31 protein-coding genes, 3 pseudogenes and 2 riboswitches are annotated in these 26,628 nt (G+C 70.5%); of the genes and pseudogenes, 14 read left to right on the top strand and 20 right to left on the bottom strand.

Annotated features, from left to right (window positions below; genetic code table 11):
- Positions 1-362 precede the first annotated feature (362 nt).
- Complete coding sequence (locus AB0P24_RS44505; protein WP_365804599.1) at positions 363-1,490, top strand: serine hydrolase domain-containing protein; 1,128 nt, start codon at positions 363-365, stop codon at positions 1,488-1,490.
- Positions 1,491-1,696: 206 nt separating this feature from the next.
- On the opposite strand, the gene AB0P24_RS44500 is transcribed toward AB0P24_RS44505, so the two are convergent.
- The 3 genes from AB0P24_RS44500 to AB0P24_RS44490 form a co-directional block, all read right to left on the bottom strand.
- On the bottom strand, positions 1,697-2,122 hold the full coding sequence (locus tag AB0P24_RS44500; RefSeq protein WP_365804597.1) for a MerR family transcriptional regulator: 426 nt from the start codon (positions 2,120-2,122) through the stop codon (positions 1,697-1,699).
- Between the two features lie 14 nt (positions 2,123-2,136).
- Positions 2,137-3,138 carry an NADP-dependent oxidoreductase gene (locus tag AB0P24_RS44495; RefSeq protein WP_365804594.1) on the bottom strand — a complete coding sequence of 334 codons (1,002 nt, stop codon included), beginning with the start codon at positions 3,136-3,138 and terminating at the stop codon, positions 2,137-2,139.
- 185 nt (positions 3,139-3,323) lie between these two features.
- The gene (locus AB0P24_RS44490) at positions 3,324-4,133 is read right to left on the bottom strand and encodes an ETX/MTX2 family pore-forming toxin (RefSeq protein WP_365804592.1); all 810 of its coding nucleotides are present in this window, start codon (positions 4,131-4,133) and stop codon (positions 3,324-3,326) included.
- 71 nt (positions 4,134-4,204) lie between these two features.
- On the opposite strand from AB0P24_RS44490, the gene AB0P24_RS44485 reads away from it, so the two are divergent.
- Entirely contained in the window at positions 4,205-4,942 is a 738-nt protein-coding gene (locus AB0P24_RS44485; RefSeq protein WP_365804589.1) for a hypothetical protein, read from the top strand.
- A gap of 322 nt (positions 4,943-5,264) precedes the next feature.
- Here the strand turns inward: AB0P24_RS44485 and AB0P24_RS44480 are convergent, their stop codons facing one another.
- The 5 genes from AB0P24_RS44480 to AB0P24_RS44460 form a co-directional block, all read right to left on the bottom strand.
- Positions 5,265-5,630 (bottom strand): DUF805 domain-containing protein, encoded by a 366-nt coding sequence (locus AB0P24_RS44480; RefSeq protein WP_365804587.1) that lies wholly within the window; start codon positions 5,628-5,630, stop codon positions 5,265-5,267.
- Between the two features lie 187 nt (positions 5,631-5,817).
- Complete coding sequence (locus AB0P24_RS44475; RefSeq protein WP_365804585.1) at positions 5,818-6,189, bottom strand: DoxX family protein; 372 nt, start codon at positions 6,187-6,189, stop codon at positions 5,818-5,820.
- Between the two features lie 103 nt (positions 6,190-6,292).
- Positions 6,293-6,610 carry a hypothetical protein gene (locus tag AB0P24_RS44470; protein WP_365804583.1) on the bottom strand — a complete coding sequence of 106 codons (318 nt, stop codon included), beginning with the start codon at positions 6,608-6,610 and terminating at the stop codon, positions 6,293-6,295.
- Positions 6,603-7,424 (bottom strand): SDR family oxidoreductase, encoded by an 822-nt coding sequence (locus AB0P24_RS44465; protein ID WP_365804581.1) that lies wholly within the window; start codon positions 7,422-7,424, stop codon positions 6,603-6,605. The genes AB0P24_RS44470 and AB0P24_RS44465 overlap by 8 nt, the downstream gene beginning before the upstream one ends.
- 210 nt (positions 7,425-7,634) lie before the next feature.
- Positions 7,635-8,309 (bottom strand): SDR family NAD(P)-dependent oxidoreductase, encoded by a 675-nt coding sequence (locus AB0P24_RS44460; protein WP_365804579.1) that lies wholly within the window; start codon positions 8,307-8,309, stop codon positions 7,635-7,637.
- A 129-nt stretch (positions 8,310-8,438) separates the two neighbouring features.
- Here AB0P24_RS44460 and AB0P24_RS44455 point away from each other — a divergent pair, with 129 nt between their 5' ends.
- The 5 genes and pseudogenes from AB0P24_RS44455 to AB0P24_RS44435 all read left to right on the top strand — a co-directional run bounded on the left by AB0P24_RS44455 (position 8,439) and on the right by AB0P24_RS44435 (position 10,458).
- Complete coding sequence (locus AB0P24_RS44455) at positions 8,439-9,152, top strand: helix-turn-helix domain-containing protein (RefSeq protein WP_365804577.1); 714 nt, start codon at positions 8,439-8,441, stop codon at positions 9,150-9,152.
- 130 nt (positions 9,153-9,282) lie between these two features.
- Positions 9,283-9,393 (top strand): annotated as a pseudogene (locus AB0P24_RS44450) (Ku protein); the annotation flags it as partial.
- Between the two features lie 119 nt (positions 9,394-9,512).
- Positions 9,513-9,920 (top strand): ATP-binding cassette domain-containing protein, encoded by a 408-nt coding sequence (locus AB0P24_RS44445; RefSeq protein ID WP_365804575.1) that lies wholly within the window; start codon positions 9,513-9,515, stop codon positions 9,918-9,920.
- Positions 9,887-10,231 (top strand): hypothetical protein, encoded by a 345-nt coding sequence (locus AB0P24_RS44440; RefSeq protein WP_365804573.1) that lies wholly within the window; start codon positions 9,887-9,889, stop codon positions 10,229-10,231. Before AB0P24_RS44445 ends, AB0P24_RS44440 begins: the two co-directional genes overlap by 34 nt.
- 2 nt (positions 10,232-10,233) lie before the next feature.
- On the top strand, positions 10,234-10,458 hold the full coding sequence (locus AB0P24_RS44435; protein WP_365804571.1) for a hypothetical protein: 225 nt from the start codon (positions 10,234-10,236) through the stop codon (positions 10,456-10,458).
- Here the strand turns inward: AB0P24_RS44435 and AB0P24_RS44430 are convergent.
- The 12 genes and pseudogenes from AB0P24_RS44430 to AB0P24_RS44375 form a co-directional block, all read right to left on the bottom strand.
- Positions 10,411-11,235 (bottom strand): hypothetical protein, encoded by an 825-nt coding sequence (locus AB0P24_RS44430; protein ID WP_365804568.1) that lies wholly within the window; start codon positions 11,233-11,235, stop codon positions 10,411-10,413. The two genes, AB0P24_RS44435 and AB0P24_RS44430, sit on opposite strands and share 48 nt — an antisense overlap.
- Positions 11,195-11,404 (bottom strand): hypothetical protein, encoded by a 210-nt coding sequence (locus AB0P24_RS44425; RefSeq protein WP_365804566.1) that lies wholly within the window; start codon positions 11,402-11,404, stop codon positions 11,195-11,197. The genes AB0P24_RS44430 and AB0P24_RS44425 overlap by 41 nt, the downstream gene beginning before the upstream one ends.
- Positions 11,401-12,459 (bottom strand): LLM class flavin-dependent oxidoreductase, encoded by a 1,059-nt coding sequence (locus AB0P24_RS44420; protein ID WP_365804564.1) that lies wholly within the window; start codon positions 12,457-12,459, stop codon positions 11,401-11,403. The genes AB0P24_RS44425 and AB0P24_RS44420 overlap by 4 nt, the downstream gene beginning before the upstream one ends.
- A complete protein-coding gene (locus AB0P24_RS44415; RefSeq protein WP_365804561.1) occupies positions 12,456-14,147 on the bottom strand; it encodes an ABC transporter ATP-binding protein in 1,692 nt (563 codons plus the stop codon). Before AB0P24_RS44415 ends, AB0P24_RS44420 begins: the two co-directional genes overlap by 4 nt.
- A complete protein-coding gene (locus AB0P24_RS44410) occupies positions 14,144-15,067 on the bottom strand; it encodes an ABC transporter permease (protein WP_365804559.1) in 924 nt (307 codons plus the stop codon). The genes AB0P24_RS44415 and AB0P24_RS44410 overlap by 4 nt, the downstream gene beginning before the upstream one ends.
- Positions 15,064-16,023 carry an ABC transporter permease gene (locus AB0P24_RS44405; RefSeq protein ID WP_365804556.1) on the bottom strand — a complete coding sequence of 320 codons (960 nt, stop codon included), beginning with the start codon at positions 16,021-16,023 and terminating at the stop codon, positions 15,064-15,066. The genes AB0P24_RS44410 and AB0P24_RS44405 overlap by 4 nt, the downstream gene beginning before the upstream one ends.
- Positions 16,024-16,026: 3 nt before the next feature.
- Positions 16,027-17,646, bottom strand: coding sequence for an ABC transporter substrate-binding protein (locus tag AB0P24_RS44400; RefSeq protein ID WP_365804554.1), 1,620 nt, complete (start codon positions 17,644-17,646; stop codon positions 16,027-16,029).
- Positions 17,647-17,859: 213 nt separating this feature from the next.
- Positions 17,860-17,976: a putative leader peptide gene (locus AB0P24_RS44395; RefSeq protein ID WP_365804551.1), complete on the bottom strand. Its 117-nt coding sequence runs from the start codon at positions 17,974-17,976 to the stop codon at positions 17,860-17,862.
- A 35-nt stretch (positions 17,977-18,011) separates the two neighbouring features.
- Positions 18,012-18,125: riboswitch (SAM riboswitch) on the bottom strand.
- Positions 18,126-18,214: 89 nt separating this feature from the next.
- Positions 18,215-19,039, bottom strand: a complete 825-nt coding sequence (locus tag AB0P24_RS44390) for a DUF1684 domain-containing protein (protein WP_365804549.1) — start codon at positions 19,037-19,039, stop codon at positions 18,215-18,217.
- Positions 19,040-19,105: 66 nt separating this feature from the next.
- Positions 19,106-19,687, bottom strand: a pseudogene (locus tag AB0P24_RS44385) (LLM class flavin-dependent oxidoreductase); the annotation flags it as partial.
- Between the two features lie 109 nt (positions 19,688-19,796).
- Positions 19,797-21,197: an NtaA/DmoA family FMN-dependent monooxygenase gene (locus AB0P24_RS44380; protein ID WP_365804547.1), complete on the bottom strand. Its 1,401-nt coding sequence runs from the start codon at positions 21,195-21,197 to the stop codon at positions 19,797-19,799.
- Positions 21,194-22,300 (bottom strand): LLM class flavin-dependent oxidoreductase, encoded by a 1,107-nt coding sequence (locus AB0P24_RS44375; RefSeq protein WP_365804545.1) that lies wholly within the window; start codon positions 22,298-22,300, stop codon positions 21,194-21,196. The genes AB0P24_RS44380 and AB0P24_RS44375 overlap by 4 nt, the downstream gene beginning before the upstream one ends.
- Before the next feature lie 557 nt (positions 22,301-22,857).
- Here AB0P24_RS44375 and AB0P24_RS44370 point away from each other — a divergent pair.
- From AB0P24_RS44370 to AB0P24_RS44340, 7 genes and pseudogenes are all read left to right on the top strand, one after another.
- Entirely contained in the window at positions 22,858-23,190 is a 333-nt protein-coding gene (locus AB0P24_RS44370; RefSeq protein ID WP_365804543.1) for a 2-oxoglutarate and iron-dependent oxygenase domain-containing protein, read from the top strand.
- A 35-nt stretch (positions 23,191-23,225) separates the two neighbouring features.
- Entirely contained in the window at positions 23,226-23,507 is a 282-nt protein-coding gene (locus tag AB0P24_RS44365; RefSeq protein WP_365804542.1) for a hypothetical protein, read from the top strand.
- A complete protein-coding gene (locus AB0P24_RS44360; protein ID WP_365804540.1) occupies positions 23,507-23,977 on the top strand; it encodes an MFS transporter in 471 nt (156 codons plus the stop codon). The genes AB0P24_RS44365 and AB0P24_RS44360 overlap by 1 nt, the downstream gene beginning before the upstream one ends.
- The gene (locus AB0P24_RS44355) at positions 23,920-24,651 is read left to right on the top strand and encodes an MFS transporter (protein WP_365804538.1); all 732 of its coding nucleotides are present in this window, start codon (positions 23,920-23,922) and stop codon (positions 24,649-24,651) included. The genes AB0P24_RS44360 and AB0P24_RS44355 overlap by 58 nt, the downstream gene beginning before the upstream one ends.
- Before the next feature lie 344 nt (positions 24,652-24,995).
- Entirely contained in the window at positions 24,996-25,106 is a 111-nt protein-coding gene (locus AB0P24_RS44350) for a putative leader peptide (protein ID WP_365804536.1), read from the top strand.
- 94 nt (positions 25,107-25,200) lie between these two features.
- Positions 25,201-26,091 (top strand): glutathione S-transferase C-terminal domain-containing protein, encoded by an 891-nt coding sequence (locus AB0P24_RS44345; protein WP_365804534.1) that lies wholly within the window; start codon positions 25,201-25,203, stop codon positions 26,089-26,091.
- A 38-nt stretch (positions 26,092-26,129) separates the two neighbouring features.
- Positions 26,130-26,238, top strand: a riboswitch (SAM riboswitch).
- A gap of 284 nt (positions 26,239-26,522) precedes the next feature.
- Positions 26,523-26,628 (top strand): annotated as a pseudogene (locus tag AB0P24_RS44340) (ectoine/hydroxyectoine ABC transporter ATP-binding protein EhuA); the annotation flags it as partial.

Below are 26,628 nucleotides of genomic sequence, written 5' to 3'. Positions count from 1 at the left end.
AATCCACACCAGGCCAGAAGGCCCTCACCCATTTCAAGATCGATCAGCCGTGAGCCCTGTCACCGTCCACAACCTCCCAGGACAGAACACCTAGGTGAACCCCGGGTCCTGGCATCGGGGCTGGCGGCCCCACGTTCCGGGAAACCCCCTCGTTCCGCAGGTGGATCCGTCGCACTGACGTGGACGGGCACCATCGTCACGCCAGTACGACGGGGACCACGGGGAACACGGGGAACGAGGGCGGGAGAACGATGAGGGGCTCACGATGCGGGACGTTGGCGCTGCTGACGGTGTGCGCGCTGGTTCCCGCGGCAGGCGGTGCGGTCGCCGCGCCGCCCGCCGCGGTGCCGGATGGAACTGGGTTGCAGGCGGAGCTGGACCGGGTGAGGGCGACCGGAGCGATCGGCGCGGTCGCCGAGGTCCGCCAGGGTGACGCCGTATGGCGCGGCAGCAGCGGCACGTCCAGGCTCAACGGCCGCCGGCCCGCCCCCGTCGACGGCCGCTTCCGCGCCGGAAGCCTCACCAAGACGTTCACCGCCACCGTGGTGCTCCAACTGGTGGGCGAGGGACGGCTGCGTCTGTCCGACACCGCCGAGCGGTGGCTCCCCGGCCTCGTCCCTGCCCCCGGAGGCGACCGCATCACGGTCCGGGAACTGCTCCAGCACGCCAGCGGCCTGCCCGAATACACCGACGGACTGCTCGACGGCGACGCCCCGCACGACCGCTTCCGCACCTGGACACCCGCCGAGCTGGTCCGACGTGCCGTCAAGGACGGCCACGGCAACCGCCCTCTGCTGTTCCCGCCGGGCACCGATCACCATTACTCCAACACGGATTACATCGTGCTCGGGATGATCGTCGAAAGAGTCACCGGCCGCTCCTACCGCACCGAAATCGACCAGCGCATCATCGAGCCACTCGGGCTCCGGGACACCCGCCTGCCAGGCTCCTCCCCCTTCATCACCGGGCCCCACTCCCACGGCTATGAACCGCTGGAGAAAGCGGACGGGACACTCGTCCCGGTCGACTACACCACCGTCAACATGTCCATCGCCGGTGCTGCCGGCGAGATCATCTCCACCACCGCCGACCTCGACCACTTCTTCCGCACCCTGCTCAGCGGCGGCCTCCTGCGCCCGGCAGAGCTGCGCGAGATGACCACCGACACCAGCGGCGACGGCTGGGGTCTCGGCCTGGAGATGGCCACCCTTCCCTGCGGCACCATCGTGGGCCACGGCGGCGGCACCCCCGGCTACCACACCATCTCCTTCCACACACTCGACGGCACCCGCCAAGTCACGCTGGACTGGACCGACTGGGGCACCGACACCGACGCCAGCCCCGCCGCCCTCGCCCTGATGACCACCGCCCTCTGCCCCTCCTGGCGCCGCCCCGACGAAACCGCCGGACCGGGACGGTCCCAGCTCCCCTCCCGGCAGCCGTCTGACATCCCCCGCCTGCCGTTCCGTTCAGCGCCTGTCGGACGCTGAACCGAACGGCAAACCCGATCACTCTCCGTCTTCAGACCCACCTGAGCTGCGGAAAGAAGCTGTGACACAGGCACTCAGCTTGAGTTTTGACCTCCGAGGTTCGCATGCGTGGCGGCACTCCCCTCGATGGGCCGGCCACATGTATCCAAGGGGCATGCATGCGCGGCAGTCCGAGAACCACGAGCGGCAGCCCGACCGTTCGGAAATCAGCACTCAGGTTCAGGCGCGGGAGCGCTGCCGCTGGGAGGGGGCGGCACCCCCGGGGCACCCCACGGCCCACCCGCGGCCGCGGCGAGGCTCTGTCGTAGGTACGTGAGGCGTGCGATCTGCGCGTCCAGGGTGGCCAGGCGATCGGCCACGACGTCGCTGAACTCGCCTGGAGTGCTGCCACAAGATGCGGGCGGGGTCTGGACGAGGAGGTCCAGGCGGTGGGCTCGGCGGCGGAGGTCCTCCAGGGTGAGGCCCAGAGCCAGCAGGTCACGGATCACGCGGACCCGGGCGACCTCGGCAGCGCTGTAGTCACGTTGGCCGGACGGAGTACGTGGCGGGGGCGGGAGCAGGCCACGGGCCTCGTACAGGCGCAGAGCGCGCGGCGTGGTGCCGGCTGCTGCCGCTGCCTCGCCGATCCGCATGTACTGCCCCCGTCCTACAGTTCGATGATTGCCGCCCCGAAGGAACGGCCTGCGATCAGTTCGGGCAACGCCTCCGGGGCGCGCTCGATTCCACGGAACGGGGTGTAGGGGAACTGGATATCGCCCGTCCGTAGCCAGTCCCCGAAGCGGGCCTCCCACTCTGCCTCGGCATCCGGGTGGTCCGTGCCGCTGTAGCCGGCGATCGTGATACCCCTGGTCAGCAACCGGTAGGTGTCGAGCACGGCCGGCGCGCTCCCGCCCGCTCGGTCTGGGGACAGCTGACCGTCCAATGCGCCCACCAGGGCGAACCGGGCGCCCCGGTTCGCTGCGTGGACGGCGGCTGTCAGCTGTTCGCCGCCCACCGTGTCCAGGACGATGTCGATGCCGTCCGGCGCCGCCTCGGCGAGCTGTTTGTCGATCGGTCCCGCGCCGCGCAGTACGGTGGCGTCGTAACCGAGTTCCCGCTTCAGCCTCCGAGCCTTGTCCGGTGAGCCGGTGCTGCCGACCACCCGGGCGGCACCCAGCAGCCGGGCGATCTGGCCCGCCAGGGTGCCCACAGCACCGGCGGCCCCGGTCACGAACACGGTGTCGCCCTCGTGGACCTTGGCCAGTCGGGTCAGCGCGCCGTACGCCGCGGAGCCCTGGGCGAGGTGGGCCACCGGGTCGGGCAGCGTGCCCTCCAGCAGCCTGCACTCGGCAGCGGCGGGTGTCGCGTAGTCCCGCCAGCCCTGAAGGTGCAGCACCAGCCGGCCCTTGTCCAGCGGCCCGTCGACCACCTCGCCGATCGCGGGGCCGAACAAGGTGTCACCGGGGTACAGCGGCGGCAGCGGGACATCGCGGGTCTCGCCTCCGATGAGGGTGCGCAGGCCTGGGAAGACCAGGAAATGGGTGTTGCGGACGAGTACCTGGCCGGCCTCGGGACGGGGAATGGGGACCCGTGCCAGGGTGAAGTCGTCCGCGGTCGGCAATCCAGCTGGGCGGCGGACCAGGCGCACGAGGCGATGAGTCGCATTCATGTCCGGACGCTAAGCCCTGACCCATGGGTCAGGGGCAAGACCTGGCTGAGCTTGCCGTTGAAGGTCGAAGCCACCGGCATTGCTGTTCAGAGGCACCTTCTGCTTTCGCGATCACCAGCGGGACAGTCCGCTTCGTGAAGACGCGAGGCCAACGGTGACGAGATCTCCGAGCCGGTGATCCGTGCTCACTCCGCCGGGTCGAGGTCCACGTAGGTGCGCACCCCGCAGTTGGCCGAGAGGATTCCTGACAGCGTGAGGCTGCGGTCGGCCGGCATGGGCAGCAGCACGGCGAGCGGGATGATCGCGTCGTACCAGGAGCCGATCGCGGAATCGTAGACGGGGATGTTGACCTTGCCGGCGGTGACGACGGCGCTGGCGGAGAAGCTGTAGATCGGGCTGCCGACAGTGACGAACGCCACCGCGCGGACCTTGGTGTGGGCCGGAACGTTGATCGTGACGGTGTTTGTCCACGTGGCGGTGTTGGTGGTCGTCTGGGACTGGGTGCCGGTGAAGCTGAACTCGCCGCTGACCGTCCACTCCGTGCCGGCGAAGGGCACGCCGGCCTTGAACTTGGCGGACACGCCCACCTTCAGCCCCTCGGTGAAGGAGAAGGTGAAGGTGTCGGTGGTGGTCTTGGAGTAGCTGAACTGTTCGGTGACGGTTGCGGCGGAGTTGTTGTCGATCTCCTTTTCGTCGACCAGTTCGGGGATCAGGACGCCGGGCAGCGTGTTGGTGAACTTCCAGTCCTCGACTGCCAGGTCGTAGGTGTAGAGGAGGGCGTCACCGCCACTGAGCTGGGTGATGGCGGCCGGGTCGGGGTAACCGGTCTGGACGAGGTACTGCCTGACGCGGGAGAGCATGTCCGGCCCGGACTTCTTCGCGATGGTTGTCTCCACCACCGCCTGCGGGTCCTGCTCGGTCCCGGCGGCGGACTGTCGGTGGTGGACGTGCTTCCTGGGCTCCGGAGAGCCGAGCGAGGGCTCGGTGACGGTCATGCGATCTCCTTGAGTCGTGTTCCGACCTGCTGACAACCCCACTGTTCCGGACAGGCGTAAATATTTGATATATGCGGAATAATCGGGCGTATCGAGAACCGATCACCGGGCCTGTCGGCTACCTCACCGACGGCACCGTGATGCGTTACAAGGCCCGCGGCTTCGTCGTGTGGGCCGCCCGACGCAGCCACATCCGCCATCCCGTCGATTTCCCGCCCATGCCCAGCGACAAGCCGCGCCGCTCCCTGGCAGACGACGAACGGTGGCGTCTGGCCCACCGCTTCCTTCACGACGACTCCATCGACACCGTCGACCGCGTCGTCGGCCTGCTCGTCCTCCTCTACGGCCGGCCCCTCACCAAGATTTCGCGCCTCACCACCCGCCACGTCGTCCAGGCCGGGCAAGGCGTCCGGCTGGCCCTCGGCACGCACCCCGTCGACGTGCCCCCACCTCTGGACCGGCTCCTGCTCGCTCTGGCCGAAGACCGCGAGGGCCCTCCCGGCCTCGGCCGGGCCGAACAGCCCTGGCTCCTGCCCGGCTTCTTCCCAGGACGCCCGCGCGGCACGGCCCACCTCCGCTCCCGCCTCACCGCCTACGGCCTGCCCTCCCGACGCGGCCGCAACAGCGCCCTGAAGGACCTTGCCGCCCAGATGCCACCCGCCGTTCTCAGCCAAGTCCTCGGCGTCGGCATAAAGGCCGCCACCCAATGGGCCGATGCCGTCGGCAGTGCACGAACGGAGTACGCCGCCGACATCAGCAGAGGCCGTAGCAGCGACAGCCAGCCGAACAAACCTTGCCCTTCCGGCTGACGCCGGCAACGCGCCCCGTCCCAACCGCCGGTGTTCCTCTCACCGCGGGCCCCTCGTGGGGCGGGCGCGGGCTCGATCAAAGACGGACCGGCGCGTCTTCCCCCTGTGCGTGGGCGTACGACCGTGACGTCTGCGTCAAGTCCAAGCACGCTGAGCAAGCGCTGAGCAAGGGTTGACCGACACCTCTGGTCCGGCGAGGGCACTGATCGCGATCATGGCTGGCGGGAGATGGCTCGCTGCACCAGGTCCTGGAGCGTGTCCTGCTCCTGCTGGGTCAGCGTCAAAAGGGGTTCCTCGGACAGGAATTTCAGCCGCGGCCCGCTCAATGGTCTGCCTTGGGGGACAGGCCGTACTGATTGGCACCTGGAACGCTGTCCACGGTCATGCCCACGAGGTAGAGGACGGGGCCGACGACCGGGATCAGAGCGATGAGCATCCTCCAGCCGGTCCTGCCTATGTCGTGCAACCGGCGGACGGAGACGGACAGCATCGGCACGATGAACGGCAGCAGGAGGACGCTCAGCAGCGGGGCCTCTGCTGCCCAGCTGATCCCTCCGATCACGGCAGTGGCCATCACGTACAGCACTGAGTACCACCAGTACTCCGACCGCCGGGCGCGACCGGAAAACGTGGCGTACTTCGTGGTGAGGCACGTCCGGGACGCCTCGATGAACGACATTCTCGGCATGATGGTTCCTTCGAATCGATCGGGGTGGGACACAAGCCGGACCGCGAGAGCGGTCACGCGGACAGCAGGAAGACGGCAGCGTCCTCGCCGGTCACGGCGGAGCCGGCATGGTCGTGCCCGAAGAAGCCGGACCGGAGCGGTGGCCTGATGGCCTTCGTTCAGCATCTGAGGTAGAGGGGTGGCGGCTTCAGAAGCTGTACGGGCCGAAGCGCCCCCAGGCCACCAGCGCGGCGAGGATCAGCAGGACGGCGTTGAGGCCGATCGCGGGGAATTCCTTCTTGCGCGCGTGATAGGCCGCAGCCAGCAGCATCGTTACGCCAAGGCCGACAGCGGCCAGTGGCGTCAGGACGGTGGCGATGCCGGTGGCCGCGGGCAGGATCAGGCCGAGGGCGCCGACCAACTCCACGATGCCGATGAAACGGACGGTGCCGCGTGAGAAGTCGGCCACCCAGGGCAGCTTTGCGACGAGCTTGTCCTTGGGCTGGGTGGATTTCATGACACCGGCCATGGCGAACATGGCGGCCAGTACGGCCTGCACGATCCACAAGAAGGTGTTCATAAGGGGTGGAGTCCTTCGAGGCGAGGGAGGGGAACGAGGCGGAGCGGGCGGCTAGTGCTTTGACCGGGAAGGTTCACCTGGTTTGCTGCACTCCTGGCGGGGGCTACTTCTTGCGCCGGCTCTCGATCTCGGCGGACAGCACGACCATGTTGTGCAGATGCGTGTAGTACTTGGCCGCGTACTCGTCGTCGATCGCCGGAAGGACCTTCCCGAACGACGACGTCAGCCGCGTCAGGCTTACGCGGGCCTGTTCGTCGCTGAGCAGGCCTTCGTGGACGCAGGCGGCGTAGGCATAGGCGTCCGAGTCGAGCATCACCATGTCCCGGCCCTCGACGTCCAGGCCGCGGAAGGCGGGTGGGAACGGCCTGGCCATGTGCTCTGCCATCATCTGCGCAAGCGCGTCGAGCTTCTCATCAAGCATGGGTGGATCCTGCCAGGCAACCCGGCGAACCTTTGCGGTCACAGCACCAGCCGAGGAGGCTGCCGCCGGTAGCGTCGAGGGAGGCTCCGGTGATCCACCGCGCCCGGTCGGAGGCGAGGAAGACCAGCACGTCGGCGACATCCTCCGGCTTGCCCAGGCGCTTGAAAGCTGACAGCTGCGACATCGGCTCGCGGACCTCGGGCATCTGGAAGGCCGCGCTGCCGTTGTCCGTGGCACCGGGGAGCACGCTGTTGACCGTGATCCACCGAGAGGCGAGGTGCCGGGCGAAGTGCAGCGTGAGCTGGTCGAGCGCGCCCTTGGACATCGCATAGACGACCTGCGGTGGCATGGCCATGCGCGTGACCGCGGAGGAGATGTTGACGATGCGTCCGCCGTTCGGGATCAGCCCGAGGGCCCGCTGGACGAGGAGAAAGGGGGCCTTGGCGTTGACCGCGAAGATCTTGTCGAGTTGCTCGGCGGACACCTCTTCCGGTGCATCGCCGGGCGTCGTCGCGGCGGCGTTGTTCACCAGGATGTCCAGGGCGGTCTCGCCGATGTGCTCGCGTAGTTCGGCCTTGAGCTGATCGAACAGCTGATCGACGACGCCGGGCGTGCCCAGTTCCGCGCCGACGGCAAAGGCCTGTCCGCCGTCCTTCTCGATGAGGCCGACGGTCTCCTGGGCGGCATGCTTGTCGCGGCCGCAGTGCACGGCGACCAGGGCCCCCTCGCGGGCGAGGCCGAGGGCGGTGGCCCAGCCGATGCCGCGGCTGGATCCGGTGACGAGAGCGGTCTTGCCATTGAGCGTGCTGGTCATGCTGGTGTCCTTGCTGTGTTCAGGGGAGATTTGGTGGTGGGGGCAGCCGTGGAAGACGGCTTCGGCCTGGTCGCGCGGGTCGTACATGCCCCCGTACAGGGGCGCGACCTGCTCGGGGGCGGCCGAGGGGATGCCTTCGGCCGCCCCCTGCCGAACCAGATGTTGATGGTGATATGCGTGGTGTAGATGCCAGGAGGCCGGGGGCGGGTGTCAGAGGCTGAAGACGAGTTCGGCCTGGTCGCGCTTGGTGGTGTGCAGGTCCCAGTAGACGGGGGAGATCTCCTCGGGCTGGGCGGTCGGGAATCCGGGGACCGCCGGCGTGCCGATGGACACGTTGATGGCGACGTGCGCTGCCTGGACGCCAGTGCCGTCCAGTTCCTTGTGCAGGTTGATGACCCAGTTGCGCAGGGCCGCGGCGGCGGAGTTGACGTTGGCGATCTGCGGTACGGGGTCGACGGAGCCGGCGCCGGTGGTGAACAGCAGGGTGCCCGCGCCGGCCTCGCGCATGGCGGGCAGCACCGCGCGGGTGGCGGCGATCGCTCCGTAGAGCTGGAACTCCATCTCGTGCTGCATGTCGGCCGGCTCAGTGGCGGCCGGGGTGGTCATTACGGTCTGGAGGCCGCCGACCGGGGAGTACTCCAGGACGTCGACGCCGCCGAAGTGTGCGGCTGCGTCCTTGAGTGCCTGGGTGAGGGCGGTGCGGTCGAGGACGTCGGCAGGGAAGACGGCGGCGGTGATGCCCTCGGCGGCCAGCTCGCCGGCAAGGTCTTCGAGCTTGGCCCGATTGCGGGCGATCAGTGCGACGTCGTAGCCGTGGATGCCGTAGGTGCGTGCGATGGCGAGACCGAGCTGAGGGCCGGCACCGACGACGGCGATGGTGGGCATGAGAGAGCCTTTCACTGGAATGGAGATGGATAGGGCTATCCGTTTCGTTTCCGGAAAGCCCTATCCGGTTCGCCGCCCACCGTAACACGGGAATCGGATAGGTCGTTCCGGTTTGCTAGTCTGATCGCCATGAGCCCCCGAGACCCGCACCCCGAGGCCAGCGCTGACGCGACCTTTTCCGCAGGTCAGTCCAGGCGCAGCGATGCGGAGCGCAACCGGGGGCGGATCATCGCCGCCGCGCGCACGGTCTTCGGGCGCGACGGGCTGAACGCGTCGATGGCCTCGGTCGCACGGGAGACCGGGGTCGGGATCGCCACCCTCTTCCGCCACTTCCCCCGAAAGGAGGACCTGCTCGCCGCGGTCTTCGCCGACCGCATGAAGGCGTACGCGCAGGCCACCGACGCGGCCCTAGCCGACCCAGACCCGTGGCACGGCTTCACCGGCTACATCGAGACGGTCTGCGCGATGCAGGCCGCCGACCGCGGCTTCGCCGACATCCTGACCATGAACTTCCCAGGCGTCCCGGAGCTGGAGAAGTACCACGCCCGGGCGTACGAGGGCTTCCTGGAACTCATCGGCCGCGCCAAGGACAGCGGGCAGCTGCGCGAGGACTTCACTAGCCGCGATCTCGTGTTGCTGCTGATGGCCAACGCCGGAGTCCTCAGCGCCACCGCCGACGCCGCCCCCGACGCCTGGCGCCGCCTCGTCGCATGGATGATCCAGTCCTTCCAGGCACCAGCCCGCGGCCCGCTGCCCGACCCGCCGGAAGACGCGGCGCTGTACGAGGCCATGCGCCGCGCCAGCCAGAGCGCCACCGCCCCCGAGACTGGAAAGCGACGCTGAACCAGCGACCGGTGAGACAGTGCGACCGCGATGAGGCCGTACATCGGAGTGGTCTTGGCGGTGGTCGGATCCGCTTGGCAACCTCACAGAACATCAACCATTCCGCACGTTCGCACAACCGGGTTCACCAGTATTGAGGCAGGCGCTGGAGAGGTCCTCGCGGGTCGCGGTCACCAAGTTCATGTGGAGCGGCCGGGAACGCCTTGGGCTGCTGCGGGTACAGGAGAGCGTAATCGTGCTCCGTTATGCATAGCTGGACATTGACCACTCTTCTGCCGTGTCGTTCGATGATGTGTGGATGTGCAGTGGCGGCTGGGGGTGACATCACGTCAGCGTCCTTTGCCAAGTGAGCCTCACTCCTTGCTGGTTGAGCTTGTGGCGCCGGTGGACATGGCAGCGTGGCTGGACGCGGAGGGCATCCCGGACGGGACTCCGTTCCTGATCAGTCCGGCCGGGGAGTACGACACCGGACTGAACAGCTACGGCCGGTCACCCGCCCTGATCAGCAGTCCGGTCAACACGCAGCCGGCGTTCGCTCGCGACATGAAGGGTTCCGGCGGTCAGAAGCAACGTGCCGTGATCGCCATGGCGCTGGCCCTGGGCACCAGGCTGATCGTGGCCGATGAACCCACCACCGCCCTCGACGTCACCGTCCAGGCGGAGATCCTCGAAGTCCTGCACCGCTGCCGCACCGACTTCGGCACCGCCGTCCTCCTGATCACCCACAACAAGGCGTGGTCGCGGATCTCGCCGACCGGGTGGCGGTGATGAGCGAGGGCGAGATCGTCGAACAGGCGCCGGTCCGTGCGCTGTTCGCTGCGCCCGCACACCCGTACACCCGGCAACTCCTGGCCTCCGTACCGGTGTTCGGCGAGTCGGGCCGCCCGCAGGCATCCGCGCCGGAGGAGCAGCGGCCGGTCGTACGGGCCTCCGGTCTGGTCGTGGACCACCCCGGCCGACTGGGCAGGAAGGCCTTCCGGGCCGTGGACGGGGTGGACTTCGAGATCGCGCCGGGGGAGGTGCCCGGACTGGTCGGCGGGAGCTGGGCTTCGCCGCCCTGTTCATCAGCCACGACCTAGCGGTGGTCGGGCAGGTCGCCGACCGGGTCATGGTCCTGCACCGAGGCCGGATCGCCGCCCAGGGCGCCGCGGCCGAGGTGCTGAGCGACCCGCAGGACGACCACACCCGGCGCCTGGTCGCCGCGCTGCCCGTCCCCGACCCGGTCCGCCGGTCCCGTCGACGGGACCGGGCCGGCGACCTATTCGACGCCCTCGACGCCCTCGACGAAGGAGTGGCCAGCCCATGAGCGACACCACCGCCGACCTGGTCGCCCAGGTCCTCGCCGCCACGCCGGTCTTCGACGGCCACAACGACCTGCCCGTGGCGCTGCGCGCGGCAGCGCGGGGTCGTGGCGCAGCTGGGTGACGAGGTCGCGGACCGCGGCCAGCCCCAGCCCGAGGACGAGCGGTTCCTCGGCCTCGCAGGTGAGTTCGTAGATCCAGCCGGGCTGGAACCCGCCGTCGACATGGAGGTCGGACCGGCTCGGTACGACGGCTGTGGCCGCGGTCCTCAGTTCGTGCCCGCCGCCCTGGAGTCTTGCGAACCGCCAGGTTCCGGTGGGGAGTTCCTCCGGTGTGCTGTGCGGATAGCGCCGCCGGGGGAGGCGGGCGTTGCGCGAGCCCCGTGCGCTGACCGGGCAGGAACTGGTGCTCGACCAGCGGGACAGTGGTAGCGAGGCGGTGGGCTCCGCCACGACGAACTCGGCTGTCGTCAGGCCGCGCACGGGGTCCGAGCCCCTTCTCGCCACGGGCAGGTCGAGCAGCAGCCGTCCGTCGCCCGGCAGCAGATCGCCCTGCCAGGCACCGAAGACGATCGTGTAGCCGCGGCGCATCAGATAGCCGTTCCCGGCGTCGGCGAGCGTGCGTGGCCGGTTGGTGTGCGGCGCGTCGCAGAAGTACTGGAGCGCCCGCTTGTCGCCCCGGTTGCCCCAGTCGAAGAACAGCCGCCCGCGCCCGCCCTCGACCGGACGCAGGATCTCGCCGTCACCGCTGAAGCACACCTTGCCGGTGCCGTCGGGCGGCACGAGGTCGAGGTCGGGGATCGCGGTTGGCGGGTGCCCGCGGATCCACGGTGTAGTGGGCGGTGACGGTGAGCACTTCGCAGGCCCCGGTGCCGGGGAAGCGGTGGGTCTCGGCGAACGGCTCGCAGGCGTGCACCTCCAGGTGGACCGGGGGCTCCGGAACAGGACTCACGGGCTCGCCTCCCGAACGGCCGGGGAAGCGGGGCGCCAGCCCAGCTCGGGGGCGATCAGATGACGTACGTCGTGCAGGATCTGTTCGTACTCCTCCCGTCGGAACTCGTACGGAAGCTCCAGGCGCAGCTCCGACACCTGCGCGAGGACGGGGTCGGCGGCCAGTTGCTCCAGGATCTGCTCTGCGGTGCCGACCACGTCCGGGGCGAACAGGAACCGCTTCGAGCCCAGCGCCGCCAAGGTCTGCGGCTTCAGGGTTCGCTCGTGCCGATTGGCCGCGTAGTCCCGGTAGCGGGCCCGGGTGGCCGCGTCGGCGCTGTCGAACGGCACGATCACCCGCCCGAGTGCCACCCGCGCCGCCGGCCGGTCGTCGCCCAGGCTGCGCCGGTACTCGGAGAGCAGGTTCAGCTGGGCGGTGGTGAAGTCGTCGGAGTCCTCGCCGGAGACGATGTTGCCGGACAGCAGGTTGAGACCGTTCTCGGCGGCCCAGCGGACCGAGCGCAGGCTGCCTCCGCCGTACCAGATCCGATCCACCAGACCGGGGTCGTGCGGTTGCAGCCGCGGGCGTTGGACGTTGCCAGGCGAGTGGATCACGGTGTCCGGGCCGCCGAGGTGGTCGCCGCGCAGGTTGTCGACGAGACGGGCGATCCTGCCGTACGACAGGTCGAAGCTGCGCCAGTCGCCGTCGTACACCAGGTCGCCGAGCAGGTCGGCGTGCGGCATACCGGTGCTGAAGCCGACCTGGAGGCGGCCGCGGGACAGCACATCGGCAAGCGCCAGGTCTTCGGCCAGGCGGAACGGGCTCTCGTAGCCGATCGGGATGACTGCGGTGCCCAGCTCGATCCGCTCGGTGCGCTGGCCGGCCGCGGCGAGGAACACGGCAGCCGAGCCGACGCCGTGTTCGAGGTGGCGCTGGCGGATCCAGGCGCCGTCGAAGCCCAACCGCTCTCCGTACTCGAAGAGTTGGAGTGTCTCCTCCAGGCCGGTGTACGGGTCGTCATCGGCGAAGTTGCCCGGGGTGAGAAGGGCCAACGAGGCGATGGCGGGAGTGCTCATGACGCTGGTCCTCGGTTCGTGGTGGTCTCGGCGGCGGGGGAGGGGACACGCCCGCCGGGGATGGCCGCGAGCAGCTCACGGGTGTACTCGTGGCGGGGGTCGGCGAAGAGGATCTCGGGCGGACCCGTCTCGACGATGCGGCCGGCCCGCATGACCGCGACCTGGTGGGCGATCTGTCGTACGACGGCCAGGTCGTGCGAGATGAACAGGTATGCCACCCCGGTATCCGCCTGCAACTCGGCGAGCAGGTCGAGGACTTGGGCTTGGACGGACACGTCGAGCGCGGAGACCGGCTCGTCGCACACCACCAGGTCGGGGGAGAGAGCGAGGGCGCGGGCGATCGCCACGCGCTGGCGCTGTCCGCCGGACAGCTCGGCCGGCCGGCGCTCCAGTGCGGCGGCGGGCAGCGCCACCCGGTCGAGCAGATCGCGGGCGCGGGCGAGCCGGGCGGCGCGGTCGCCGACCTTGAAGGCCCGCAGCGGTTCGGTGATCACCTCTCCGACGGAGAATCGGGGGTCGAGCGAGGCGTAGGGGTTCTGGTAGACGAGCTGGGCGCGGCGGCGCAGTTGCCTGGCCCGGGCGCCCTTGGCGGTGGTGACGTCGGTGCCGTCGAACAGGATCTGCCCGGCGGTCGCGTCGGCGAGGCGGAGCACCAGGCGGGCGGTGGTGGACTTGCCCGAGCCCGACTCGCCGACCAGGGCGAGGGTCTGGCCCCGGTGGAGGGTGAGGCTTACGTCGTCGACGGCGCGCAGGGTGCGGGGTCCGTCCCCGGTGCGGGGCAGCCTGAACTCCTTGACCAGGTTGCGTACCTCGACCAGGGGCGCCGCATCTGGCTCGGGTACGGCGGACGGGGTGCGGGGCCGGGCGGTGGTCAGGCTCGGGGCGCTGGCCAGCAGGTGCCGGGTGTAGTCGTCCTGCGGGTCGGCCAGGATGCCAAGGGTGGGGCCCGCCTCGACGACCTTGCCCTGCGACATCACCACCAGCCGCTGCGCCCGGTCGGCGGCGACCCCGAGGTCGTGGGTGACCAGCAGGACCGCGGTGCCCGATTCCTCGGTGAGGCGCTGGAGATGGTCGAGGATGACCCGCTGCACGGTGACGTCGAGCGCGCTGGTGGGCTCGTCGGCGATGATCAGCTCGGGTTTCGCGGCGATGGCGATGGCGATCAGGGCACGTTGCCGCATGCCGCCGGACAGTTCGTGCGGGTACTGCCGGGCCCGGACGGCCGCGTCGGGCAGCCCGGCACGGTCCAGGACGGCGACCGCCTCGGCGGGAGCCGATCGGCGCGTCGCCAGACCATGGATGCGCAGCACCTCGGCGACCTGGTCGCCGATCCGCCTGACCGGGTTGAGGGAGACCGTCGGGTCCTGGGGGACCAGCCCGATCCGCGCTCCGCGCACGGTGCGCAGTTCCGCCTCCGACAGAGTGGCCAGGTCGTGTCGGCCGAAGCGGATCGTGCCCGCGTCGAGGCTGCCGTTGGCGGGCAGGAGCCGCGTGATCGCGTGCGCGGTCGTGCTCTTGCCGGAGCCGGACTCGCCGACCACCGCGGTCACCTGTCCCGGCCATACGTCGAGGTCGACGCCCCGCACGGCCTCGACCGTGCCGCCGCGGGTGCGGTACGACACCGACAGGCCGCGTATCTCCAGCAGTGGCGCGGTCACGTCCTCACCGTTCTCACGTTCGTCGGTCATCGCTGCCGGGACCATTCGCCGTCCAGCGCCCGCGCGATGCGGTTGGTGGCCAGTACGGTCGCGGCGATCGCCAGGCCGGGCAGTGCGGTCAGCCACCAGGCGTTGGCGAGGTAGTTGCGGCCGTCGGAGATCAACGTCCCCCACTCCGGGGCCGGCGGAGGCGCCCCGTAGCCGAGGAAGCTCAGCGCCGACACGGCCAGGATGGAGGAGCCGAAGTCGAGGGTGGCCAGCACGATCACCGGGCCCGCCGCATTGGGCAGCACATGCCGGCCCAGCACCGAGTACCAGCGCGCTCCGCCGGCGCGTGAGGCCTCGACGAAGACGGCCTGCCGCACCCGCAGCACCTCCGAGCGCGCCACTCGGGCGAACGCGGCCACACTGGCGATGCCGACCGCGACCGCCACCTTCACCGTGCCGTAGCCCAGAGCGGTGACCAGGGCCAGGGACATGAACAGCGCGGGGATGGACAGCAGCACGTCGACGAAGCGCATCAGCACGTCGTCCACCCAGCGGCCCACGAATCCGGCGACGACTCCGAGCAGTCCGCCGACCACGAACGCGACCAGCACGGCGATCAGCGTTGCCTTCAGGGACAGTTGGGCGCCGTGGACCACCCGGGAGAACACATCGCGGCCCAGCTCGTCGGTGCCGAACCAGTGACTGCCGCTCGGGCCGCGGAAGTTCTGCGACGGCACGCCCATCAGCGGGTCCTGCGAGGTGAACAGGCCGGGCCGGAACGAGGCCAGCACCACCAGCACGAGGACGACCACCGACAGCACAAGCCCCGGGCGGCGCACCACGAACCGCAGCAGCCGCCGTACGTCCACGCGGCGCCCGGGCTCGGGCCCCGACTCCACCTCGATTGGGCGAGCCAGTCCCAGCGCCGCTTCGGCGGGGTCGTCGACAAGGCTCTTGCTCATGCGAGTGCCGCCCTTCTGCCCGAAGCCACCACGATCCGCGGGTCCAGGAGCGGATAGACCAGGTCGATGACCAGGTTCGTCGTCACGAAGATCAGCGCCCCGAACACCACCACCCCCTGGACCAGCGGGATGTCCTGGGCCGTGACGGCCGCCGCGGTGACGCGGCCGAGGCCGTCGCGGGAGAACACCGTCTCGACGACGACCGAACCGGCGATCAGCTGCCCCACCAGCAGGCCGACGACCGTCAACGCGGGCAGGGACGCGTTGCGCAGCGCGTGCCGCAGATGGACCCGCCACCGGCCGGCGCCCTTGGCCCGCGCGGTCTCCACATAGGCCTGGTCCAGCGCGGTCAGCAGGCTCTTCGCCAGCACCTGGGCGATCTGCGCGCCCGTCGGCACCGCCAGCGTCAGGGCCGGCAGCACCAGCCCCTTCGGTCCGTCGTTGCCGAACGCGGGGAACCAGCGCAGCCGGAAGGAGAACGTCTCGACGAGCAGCAGCCCCACCCAGAACGTCGGGACGGACACCCCCAGCGGCGGCAGTGACAGCAGCGTCTGCCGCAGCCAGCGCTGTGCGGTGTAGGTCGCCAGCACCGCCAGACCGCCGCCGAGGAGCACCGCGAGCAGCAGAGCCGCGCCGGTCAACTGCAGTGTCTGCGGCAGGGCGTCGGCCAGCGTCGAGGTCACCGGCCGACCGGTGGACACCGAGTCGCCGAAGTCCCCGCGCACCGCCCGGCCGAGGTACTCGGCGTACTGCACCAGCACCGGCTTGTCGAAGCCGTACTCGTGGCGCAGGGCGGCGATCTGCTGCGGGTCGACCTGCCCCGAGTCCATTCCGGCACTGGCCATCGCCGTGACCGGGTCCCCCGGCAGGTAGTCGAGCACCAGGAACGAGACGGTGTAGGCCGCCCACAGCACCCCGGCCGCCTGGGCAAGCCGTTTGATCACATAGCGGCGCATGTGCTAGCCGATCCAGGTGTCGTGCAGCTGGATCCGGCTGGAGGCGTCGAAGGTCAGGTCGTGCACCTTCTTCGAGACGCCCAGTTGGGTCTGGAGCTCCACGATCGGCACGTAGTAGGCGTTCCGAACGATCAACTGCTGCGCCTGGGCGATTAGTTGCTTGCGCCTGGCGGTGTCCGTGGTTGCCGCCTGCGCGGTGAGTGCGGTGTCCAGGCCACTCGCCGGCACGCGGTAGAAGTTGGCCAGCCTGGTGGAGAAGGAGCTGCGCAGGATGTCGGGGTCGGCCCGGGTGACGTTGCCCCAGGCCGCGTCGTAGTCACCCGACTGCAGCGTGGGCGCGAACTGGGTGACTTGAAGTTGCTTGAGGGTCACCTGGACGCCGACGGCCTTGAGTTGCTGCTGGATCAACTCCAGCGCGGGCTGGTTGGTGCCCGCGTTGGGGATCCAGTCGATGGTCAGGCCGAGCTTCTTGCCGTCCTTGGCGCGGATTCCGTCGCTGCCGGTCTTCCAACCAGCCGCGTCCAGCAGCGACTTGGCCTTGGCCGCGGCAGACGTCAGATCCGGGGCGAGGCTGGTGTAGTCGGGCGTGGTGTGCGCGAGGACGCTGGTCGCCGCCTGGGTGCCGGTGGGGAAGACGGTGTCGGCGATCTGCTGCCGGTCGACGGCCAGCAGAATCGCCTGGCGTACCCCCGCGTCCTTCAGGGCCGGCCGCGAGTTGTTGAGGCCGAGACCGAACACGACGCCGGGGTTGGCCCGTCGCTGCAGGGAGACCTGACCGCCCTTGAGCGCCGCCTCGTTGGCCCTGCCCACGCTGCTGATCGCGTCGACCTGGCCGGACTGGAGACTCCCGGCCCGTACGCCCGCCTCCGGGACGACCTTGAACACCAGTTTGTCCAGGTACGCCTCGCCCTTCTTGCTCCACAGCGAGGAACCCCACGCGTATCCCGTGCGCTTGGCCAGGGTGACCGACTGGTTCTGCACGTACTGCTTCAGCACGAAGGGCCCGGACCCGATCACGCCGTCGCTGCACTTCTGCTGCGGGGTCTTCTTCACGCTCGCCGACGACTCGATCCCCAGCGAGTGGGTCGAAGTGGCTTGCAGGAACTGGGCGTTGGGCTGGCTGAAGGTCACCTTGACGGTGAGCGGGTCGACCACCGTGGTGCCCCTGACGCCGCTCAGATAGCCCTCGGCGAGCGTCCCCAGGGCGCCGAGCTTCGGCACCGCGTCGAAGTTGTCCTTGACCACCTGCGCGGTCAGCTTCGAGCCGTCGCTGAAGGTGACACCCGACCTCAGATGGAACGTGAACGTCGTGGCGTCGGAGCTGACATCCCAGCTCTTCGCCAGCCACGGCACGATCTTGCCGGTCCTGGGGTCCTGGTCCGTCAGTGAGTCAACGATCTGGCGCACCGAGTAGATGGTCTCGTTGCTGGCGACCTGCTGCGGATCCACGCAGCCGGCGTCCGAACCCACCGCGAAGGTCAGGGTGCCGCCGGACTTGGGCTGCCCGGAGCCGCTGCCGGAATCGCCGCCGCCGGAGCCGCAGGCGGTCAGGAGAACACTGGTGGTCACGAGGGCGGTCAGTGCCGCCCACCGGGAGGTTCTGACATCGGAAAGTGCAGTCACGGAGGGCTTCTCCTACTTGTGTCACCAGGCACGGGTGTGGCGCAGGGCACGGCCGCGCGTGGGCGTGCGGCCCCGGCCGGCGCGACGCCGGTGCCGGGGGAGCGCTGTGCAGGCGGGGATCAGGGGGAAACTGGGGATGAAAGACAGACGGAGATCAGGCGCAGGCGGGGGCGACGACAGACGCCGTACCGCGACCAGCGGTGGGAAGGCTCGTCAGGCCTGACAGAGACAGCTGGTCGAGCGCTTGAGGTCGATGTGGCGCCGACGCGAGAGCCGGGAGAACACGGTGGCGCCGGCGTAGCGTGCGCTGATGTCACCACCGTGCCGCATATCGGTCCTCCATGTGATCCGACCCCGGTCACGGGGTCGCGCGCTTGCGGAGATCGTCGGCGATCCCGCCGGGCTTTCACCTGGAGCACCCCACCGCGCGGGAGGGTTGCCGGTCAGCGAGCCAGGGCTTGACGCTGACACTCAATGCCGTCCGTGATCGTACGGAGCGGTCTTGTCGTACGTCAATGGCGCACAAGGACGCCTCGTCAGCGGAGTCCGAGGCGAGCGTGCGTCCGGTTCAGGAGCCGCCGCGCTCGCGGGGGAGTTTCTGGCCGGCCTCGATCGCCAGCGGCAGCCGGTTCTCGGCCGGGGGCAGCGGGCAGGTGGCCAGGTCGGTGTAGGCGCACGGCAGGTTCGCGGCGCGGTTGAAGTCCAGGACGACCGTGCCGTCGGCCGCGGGCGGATCAAGGGCCAGGGCCCGGTTGGCCGCGTAGGTGGTGACCCCGGAGGTCGCGTCGGTGAACAGCACCATCAGCCGGCCCGCACCGTGGCCGGGGAACGCGGTCAGCGACAGCTGCTGCCCGTCCAGCTCGAACTCGATCCTGCCCGGAGCGTCGTACACATGCTCAAGGCCCTCGACGGCGGCGCCCACAGTGGTTGGCCGCGGCGTGTCGAAGGGGATGTAGCGGCCGGTCACGGCCCAGCGCGGGTCGGGGGCGTAGGCGGGCGTTCCGGTGAAAGCCGTGCGCAGCGGCGCGTCCGGGTGCCGGGGACGCACGATGTCCTGGCCGCCGCGCTTGGCGACCTCGATGACGGCGTCTCCCCAGAGGGCGTCGACGCCGCCGCGCTCGGGAAGCACGCCGAAGCGGTGCTCGCCGCGCACCGCCGTCCCGTCGACGACCAGTTCCTCGCCCTCGTCGAGGTCTACGACCACGCCTTCGGGGCCGGTGCGCCACGCACCGGGCGCGTCCGGGAAACGCTGAGGTCGGTCGTCGAGCCAGTGCAGGCCGGTGACCGCCAGGAACCCGTGCGGTGCGGCGAGCCGGGCCTCCTGGGCGCGGTACCACTCCAGCCAGGTCTCGGTGAAGGCGTGGAGGTCCGTGGTGGTGGCCTCGGTGGTCATGGGCAATCTCCTTCGTGCTGGGGGTGCCGTCGTGCAGGGCAGGTGCTGTCGGGCCGACGGGTGTACTCAGCGGGCCAGTTCGCCGAGGAGCCGCCAGATGCGTCGGCGGTCGGCTTCTCCCGCGAGCCCGGTGCCCGAGAACACGACCTCGGTGGCGCCGGCGTCGCGGTAACGGCGTACCTCGGTCTCGACCGTCTTCTCGTCGCCGATCACGGCCAGGTCGGCGGCCCGTCGGCCGCCGGAGAGTTCGATGACCCGCGCGTAGGACGGGATCTGTTCGTAGGAGGCGAGGTTCTCGGCGGCCTTGGCCCGCACAGCGCCGACGTCGTCCGTGACCACGCCGGGCACCAGGGCCACGATCCTGGGCGCGGGGCGGCCTGCGGCCTCGGCCGCGGAGGTCAGGGCGGGCACGATGTGGTCCGCCAGGGCGCGTGGTCCCGCCAGGTAGGGCAGGATCCCGTCCGCCAGCTCGCCGCCGGCCCGCAGAGCCTGCGGCCCCATCGCCGCGACCAGCAGGGGGACACCGCTCCCCGCACCCGGTACCCGCGCCGGTACGGGTGTGGTGGCGGTGAGCAGCTCGCCGTGGAAGTCGGCCGTGCCGGTCGTGGTCAACTGCCGCAGGGCGGTGAGGAACTCGCGCAGCCGGGCGCTACTCCAACAGTCATGCCAGTGCGAACGGGCGTCGGCCGAACCCGCATTCCGATCCGTGTGTGACAGCTTCTTGTCAGTCATGTGTACAAGGGCCCGGCGCTGGCGCTCAGCCCGCCTGCCGTCGCTCGGGCGCGGACCGGTGGGTGAGAGGGGCGCGCAGGCCGAGGTTCTCGCGCAGGGTGGAGCCGGTGTACTCCGTGCGGTAGATCCCCCTTTCCTGCAGTTCCGGGACGAGCAGGTCGACGATGTCGTCGAGGCCGTCGGGGATGAGGTACGGCGTGACGTTGAAGCCGTCGACCGCGCCGTGCCGCACGAAGTGGGCGAACCTGTCGGCCAGGCCGGACGGAGTTCCGACGTGCCCGCGTTGCGGGCCGAGCGCGATGACCGTCTCACGCAGCGACCAGCCGTGCGCCTCCGCCTTCGCCCGCCATTCGGCCACGACCGCGCGCGGGTCGGCGATGCGCCGGGCGCCGAAGGAGCCGTCGCTTTCCGTGACGACCGCGTCCTCCTTGGGCAGGGGCCCGTCGGCGTCGCGGTCGGACAGGTCGATGCCCCACAGCAGCCCGGCGATCCCCAGGGCTGTGGCCGGGGTGACCTGCTGGAGCCGGATCCAGCGCTTCTTCTCCTCGGCCTCCTCCTCGGTGGCGCCGATGATGATCTCGGTACCGGGCAGGATCCGCAGATCGTCGTCGGGCCGCCCGACCGCGCGCAGCCGGCGCCGGATGTCGTCGGCGAAGGCCAGCGCGTCGTCGAAGTCGGTGCCGTGCGCGGAGAAGATGACATCGGCGTTGCGGGCGGCGAAGTCGCGTCCCTCGCCGGAGTCACCGGCCTGGAAGATCACGGGGTGACCCTGGGCGCTGCGCGGCAGGGTCGGAGCGAGGTCGACGTCGAACTGCGGTCCCTTGTGGCGCACTTGGTGTATGGCACCGGGTGCCGACCAGGCGGGCGAGCCGGCGGAGCCGGCGACTGAGCCGTCCTCCCAGCCGTCCCACACGGCGCGGGCCACGGTGAGGAACTCCTCGGCACGCCGGTAGCGGTCGGCGTGCTCGAGGTAGCCGCCGCGCCGGAAGTTCGCGCCGGTCCAGGCGTTGTCCGTGGTCACCACGTTCCAGCCGGCGCGGCCCTCGGAGAGCAGGTCCAGGCCGGACAGGCGGCGGGCCAGATCGGCGGGTTCGTTGAAGGTGGAGTTGGAGGTGGAGACCAGGCCGATGCGGCGGGTGACCGCGGCCAGCGCCGCGAGCTGCGTGATGGCGTCCGGCCGTCCGGCCACGTCGAGATCGTGGATCCGGCCGTCGACCTCGCGCAGCCGCAGCCCCTCGCCGAGGAAGAACGCGTCGAACAGGCCGCGTTCGGCGGTCTGGGCGACCCGGCGGAAGGAGGCCGGGTCGATCTGGGAGCCGCTGTCGGGGGCCGACCAGATGGTCCAGTGGTTCACGCCCTGGAAGAACACCCCGAAGTGGAGCCGGGCGTGCGGCCGGGGGACGTCGAGGGGATCGGTGCGGGTCATCGGGCGTCCTCCTGGCCGGCCGGGGCAGCGGCGGCGAAGCGATTGGCGGGGCGCTCCAGACCCAGGGCCGAGCGCAGGGACGTACCGGGCAGCGGGCGGGCGACGAGACGCCGCTCGGACAGGGCCGGAAGGACGATGCGGGAGAGGACGGCGAGGTCCTCGTCCAGCACCAGCGGATGCAGCCGTACACCGTCGACGTGACGGCTCAAATCACCCAGAAGGGCGACCAGTTGGTCTGCGGAACCGATGTGCCGGAGCCTTCCCCGGTCCCTCCACGGCGCGTGCCGTTCCAGGTCGGCGACGCGCTCGGCGGCCGTGCCCAGCGGGGTGTCCAGTGCCACCTCGACCTCGGCGAACACGCGCGGGGTACCGGCGCCGGCGGCGGCCGCTGCGACCGCCGCGGGGTCGCGGCCCTCGACGAGAGCGACGTCGAGCTGTGCGGCCGGAACCCGGTCGGGCTGGCCCAGGACGACGAGCTGCCCCTGCGGCGGGCGCGGCACGATCGCCGGGCCCTTTACGGCATACGTGTCACCGGTGAAGTCGATGTAGTGGAGCCGCTCCCGGTCGAGGTAGCGGCTGGTGGCCACGGATCGGACGACCGCGTCGTCCTCCCACGAGTCCCACAACGCGCGGGCCACAACCACCCCGTCCCTCGACTCCCGGGCCCGCGCGTCGGCGTCGGCGACCAGCGGGCGCCCCCAGGCACGGGCGGCCTCGGGACGCTCCTCCTCCGTCACCACCCAACCGGCGCGACCGGCGGAGACATGGTCCAGGGATGCCAACTGACTGGAGACATGGAAGGGTTCGGCATACGTCACCGGGACCACCGGCGCGATCCCGATGGTGCTCGTGGACGCCGCGACGAAGGCCGCCCGCTCGACCGCGCCGATCCGGCCCACCGGATCCGGTGCGACGCCGGGCGGCAGCGCGCCGTCGTCCAGGGTGATCAGGGTGAACCCGGCGTTCTCGGCGATGGCGGCGACCCGGGCCACCCGGCGCGGGGTGAGCAGCTGATCGGGGGAGTGGGCGGCGCGGCGCCAGGCCGCGGGGTGCGCGCCGTCGCCGTCGAGCTCGACGGCGAGGTGCAGGGCGGGGCCGGACATGGGGGTTCCTTCCGGGAAAACACGGCGACTCGCGGCCACAGGGCCACGACGAGACAGCCGGCGGGACTGGCCGGCAGGGGTCAGGCGTGTACGGAAGGACAGACGGCGGAGGAGGTGCGGCAGTAGTCGACGTGCCGCCGGGTGATCAGCCGCGCACCAGTGCACGCACCTTGCGGTGCCGCGCCCAGTACGTGCATCAAAGCCTCCACCTGTCAGGAACTTTCCCGTTCAACGTACGTCGCCCGCCCCTGTGAATGTCAAGGTCGACCCTGGGGGCAGGGGCGTCTCACCCGCTGGGACGTATGGTGGACGCATCTTTCCGGGTGTGCTTTGATCCGGCCATGGAGACCACTGGCCAGGCACATACGGTGCTGCTCGACCCGTTCTGGGTGAGCCGCCGCGCCGACCAGTTCGACCAGGTCTGTTGCTGATCGCCGTTCGACGGCCCGCGATCTCGCTCTGCATCTTTACTGCCTGCTGCTTTCTCTCGCCCGCCAACCGTCGCTCGGGCTCGGTTGTGAGGCGTCGCGTCCCACCCCGCCGTGAAGGAATCTCCCATGGCCCAGTCCGCAGCCCTGCCCGTCATCGACATCTCCCGCTTCCGCGCCCCGGACGCCGACCGTGACGCCTTCCTCGCCGAACTCCGCTCCGCCGCACACGAGGTGGGCTTCTTCTACGTCACCGGGCACGGATTCCCCGCAGGACTGCGAGAGGAGGTGCTGAGCGCCGCCCGCCGCTTCTTCGCGCTGCCGCAGGAGCAGCGGCTGGAGACCGAGAACCTCAACTCGCCGCAATTCCGGGGCTATACGCGCACCGGCACCGAACACACGGCGGGCGGCGCCGACCTGATCACCGACCGCGAAGCAGGGCTGAGGGCAACCGCCGCATGAACCCCGTCGCAGGCGCCCGAGGAACACGGTCCGCCATGCGCCGCAGCACCGCCCTCCGGCTCGCCGCGACCCCAGTTCTCGTTGGCCTGGCCGCGACCGGCTACGGCACCGACGCGGCCGACGACCCGGCGAATGCAGGGCCGAGCAGCCAGTCCCCCGAGCCCACCGCCATCTTTCCGTACCTGCCGGGCAGCCTGGTCGCCTTCGCCGAGTGCATCGTCCCCGAGCTGCGCCGCCGCAGCCGGTTCCGCACCCCCTACACGGCCCGCACACTGCGCGATCACCTGGGCCTGCCGCTGCCCTCCCGGCGGGCGTAGTGCTTCCGGGAGAAGACCGCGCCGCACGGCGGGTGCTGCTGGTGTGCATGGCGGCGGGCGCGACGACCCTGCTGGACCAGGCTGTCCTCAACATCGCGGTCCCGAGCATGCGCCAGTCGCTCGGGGCCACCGGGGCGGACGTCCAGTGGATCGTGGCCGGGTACTCGCTGGCCTTCGGCCTGGCCCTCGTCCCTGGTGGCAGCCTCGGTGACCTGCACGGGCGCAAGCGTCTCTTCATCGCCGGGGTGGCGGTCTTCCTCCTGGCCGGGTTGACGGCCGCGACCGCAGGCGAGCCGGGGACCCTGATCGGTGCCCGGCTGGTCCAGGGTGCTGCGGCCGGGCTCGTCAACACGGCGGAGGAGAAGTACTGCTGTGGGGCACCGCGACAGGCGCGCTGGCAGCCGTCTTCGCCGTGCACCAGCGCCTGCGGATGCGGCGGGGCCGTCAGCCGCTGGTGCACCCCGCGCTGACCTCGTCGAAGCCGTACATGCTGGGCACAGCCGTCGCCATGGCCCAGTTCGGCTCCTCACTGGCAGCGTTCCTCGTCCTCACCGTCTTCCTGCAAAGCGGCCTTGGTCTGTCCGCTCTGCTCACGGCGGCGGTCACCCTCCCGGGGGCGGTCGGGATGGGCATCTCCTCGGCCCTCGCCTGGCGGCTCGTGCGACGGATCGGACCGAGTACGGTGACCGTCGGCCTGACCCTGGGCATCGGTGCCGCCCTGACGGGAGCGGCGGTCGCGCTCTGCGTGCCGACGGAGGTGCTGCCGATGGCACTGGCCGGGACGCAGCTGATGTCCGGCACCGCCGGAGGGCTCACCGTCTCGCCCAACCAGACCCAGGTGCTGCAGCATGCGCCTGCCGAGGCCGCGGGAGTGGGCGGCGGCGTCCTGCAGATGGCCCAGCGCATCGCGGCGGCCATCTGCCTCAGCGCCGTTCCGGCGGTCTATCTGCACGCCGCTTCCGGTCCCCCGGGAGACGGTCAACCTCGGACCGGGTACGCGCTGGCCTCCTGTCTCTGCGCGGGCCTGCTCGCCGTGGCCCTGCTGCTTTCCTTGCGGCGCGGCACGACTTCGCCGTCTCGCCCGTCGGCAACCGCGCCGGCGCACCACGTCGGCGCGGTTCCCCGCTCCAAGGAATCGACCTGATCCCCGCGTGACGCGGTACGACGCCACCGCCGAGACCATCGCGACGGCCGGGGCAGGGGAAGAGCGGTAGCGCTCCAGCTCGGGGGTGCCGGGAAGCAGGGTGACCGGACGGCCGGGCTTCTCCTCGGCGGGCCCGCACAGGCGAGCGCGGAGGAAAAGCGGTGCGAGTTCCCTCACCGGAGTCCGCCGCCGCGTCCTGACGGTTGCAGTGGGAAACGTGTGGTGACTGTGTCGAGCGGGGCCGCCGTCCATCGGGGTGTCCGCGATGCGGGACGGCCCTCTTGACTCCGATGTCGGTGGGATCGACACTCACTGAGGGAATCCTAGTGAATAGGTAGGGAAACATGAGGAGCCTGGAGCCGGCCACCGCACGCGTGAGCCGTTCGCCGCTTCTGACCTCCCGCCGCCACATCGACCTGCAGCGCGTCTGCAGTGCGATCGGCCCCCGGGGCTGAGCCGCGCACTGCTCCAGAGGCCTTGCGGCCCGTTCCCGCCTGGCCGACGTCGCTTCCGCCGCGCGTACGTCCGCGCCCGCTCCCGGGGAGAGTCATGACCGTCACACCGCTGGCCGCCCACGCCTCCGACCGCCCCGAATCCGCCTTCCGGGGCAGGATCGGCCGGGACGCGCACAGCGGCCACTACGCCGTGCCGGGCCGCTACCGGCTCCATCTGTCGACCGCGTGTCCCGACGGCCTGCGCGTCGCCGTCGTGCACGGTCTGCTCGGGCTGGACGCGGTCTGTCCGGCGACCTTCCTGCCCGCCGTCCCGGACTGTGCCGACGGCGGCCACTCGGTCCTGCGCCCGCTGTACGAGGCGAGCGCCCACCGGTACAGGGGTGCCGCCGTCGGGCCGGTGCTCAGTGATGACTGGTCCGGACGGATCGTCAGCACCCATGCCCCGGACATCATGCGCGACCTCGACAACCGGCTCGGCGGTGACCGTCTCTCGCTCTACCCGTGCGGCGCGGAGTCGGAGATCGAGGCGGTCGAGCGGATGTGCGCGAAGGGCATCGAGCAGGCCGCACGGGACGCCGGATCGGCCGGCGGCGAGCCGGTGGAACGTGACAGGGCACTGACCACGCTGCTGGAAACCCTCGGTGCCCTGGACCGCTGGCTCGAAGGACGCACGTACCTGATCCGCGACGAAGTCACCGCCGGTGACGTCGAGTTGTGGGCCGCTCTGGTCCAACTGGACACCGTGCACCGCTGCCACCTGGACGCCGCCGCCGTCCAGCGCGTCGCCGGCCATTCCACCCTGTGGGCCTACGTCCGTCGTCTGACGGCTCATCCGGCCTTCGGCGGCCACCTCGACCTCGACGGCATCGGCCGCCGCCACCGCGCCGGCTGCCAGGGGCTGGAGGCCGCGGGCGCCGCCGTCCAGATCCTGGACTGGGCCGCCTGCACAACCCGTCAGCCGTTCCACCTGATGGACCGGCGTTGACATTCGTTCGGGCAATTGTCTTGACTACGGCCCAGAACGGTCATGAGCGTCAGCGTCAAGCCCTGGCTTGCTGACCGGCAACCCTCGCGTCGCGGTGGGGTGCCCCAGGTGACGACCGGACCGAAGACGTTTCGGTAAGCGCGAGGCCCGCAGGGCCGGAACAGTGACGGTGACGCCATGTACGCAGCTCCCAGGACGGCCGCACGCCGCTCCCAGGGCTGCGTACGCCCGTACCCGAGCCCACTCGTCGCCGACCGCGCCGTCGATCTGCTCCGCGTGAACAGCGCACTGTGTACCGCACCGGGCTGTGCCCGCTGTCGGGGCTGACACCTCCCCGCAGCCCCCGCACCACCTGACGAACACCGCCCGTGCGGTGTGCCGTTGTTCTCCCCGCCCCCGGTACTTCGCCGTCCTGTGCGCCACCGCACGCCGCCGCGCAGACCGCCGACCGGGTCGTCTTCATCGACGGCGGAAAGATCGTCGAGCAGGGCCCGCCCGGCCAGGTCCTCGACACGCCACGGCACGAGCGGACCAGGG

Source organism: Streptomyces sp. NPDC086519 (genome assembly GCF_040686075.1).
Taxonomy (GTDB): Bacteria; Actinomycetota; Actinomycetes; order Streptomycetales; family Streptomycetaceae; genus Streptomyces; species Streptomyces shenzhenensis.
This window is presented reverse-complemented; position numbering and strand designations above follow the sequence as displayed.